Here is a 1,157-nt window from a genome sequence, read left to right on the forward strand (position 1 = left end):
GCCAAGGCCACGCTCAACCTGCGTAACTTCTACATCAACCGCAATTTCACCAACCCGACCAGCCAAGGCCACGCTCAACCTGCGTAACTTCTACATCAACCGCAATTTCACCAACCCGACCAACCCTCAAAGCAAGGCCGAGGAGTGGACCCAGAGCTTCATCCTCGACACCAAGTCCGGGTTCACTCAAGGTCCGGTGGGTTTTGGCGTCGATGCGCTGGGCCTRTTGTCGATCAAACTCGATGGCGGTAAAGGCACGCGCGGCACCGGGCTGCTGCCGGTTGGCAGCGACGGCGACCCAGTCGATGACTTTGGTCGTCTGGCGGTGGCCGGGAAGATGAAAGTGAGCAAAACCGAAGTGAAGGTCGGCGAGTGGATGCCGGTACTGCCGATCCTGCGTTCCGACGATGGCCGCTCGCTGCCCCAAACCTTCCAGGGTGGCCAGCTGACGTCCACCGAGATCAGCGGCCTGACGATCTACGGCGGCCAGTTCCGCCAGAACAGTCCGCGCAACGATGCGAGCATGGACGACATGTTCATGAACGGCAAATCCGCAGCGTTCACGTCGGACCGTTTCAACTTCGGCGGCGGCGAATACACGYTCAACGACAAACGCACCCAAGTTGGGGCGTGGTATGCAGAACTCAGCGACCTCTACCAGCAGCAGTATTACAACCTGAACCACAGCCAGCCGATTGGCGACTGGGTCCTCGGCGCCAACCTTGGCTATTTCATCGGCAAGGAAAACGGCAGCGCTCTGTTAGGCGACCTSGACAACAAAACCGGGTTCGCCATGCTCTCGGCCAAACACGGTGGCAGCACGTTCTACGTCGGCCTGCAAAAACTCACCGGTGACGATCAATGGATGCGCGTCAACGGCACCAGCGGCGGCACCCTGGCCAACGACAGCTACAACTCCAGCTACGACAACGCCCAGGAAAAATCCTGGCAAGTGCGCCACGACTACAACTTCGTCGCTTTGGGTGTTCCCGGCCTGACGCTGATGAACCGCTACATCAGCGGCGACAACATCCACACCGGCACCGGCGCCAACGCCGTCACCGACGGAACGGAATGGGGCCGCGAATCGGAAGTGGCCTACACCCTGCAAAGCGGGCCGTTGAAGAGCCTCAACGTCAAATGGCGCAACGCGAGCA

1 protein-coding gene is annotated in these 1,157 nt (G+C 60.1%); it reads left to right on the top strand.

The features are described from left to right. Positions 1-43: 43 nt before the first annotated feature. Positions 44-1,157 (top strand): OprD family porin (locus AC1DRJ_RS28800; protein WP_477805127.1); only part of this gene is annotated, 1,114 nt, incomplete at its 3' end.

This window comes from Pseudomonas sp. P5_B2, assembly GCF_056400445.1.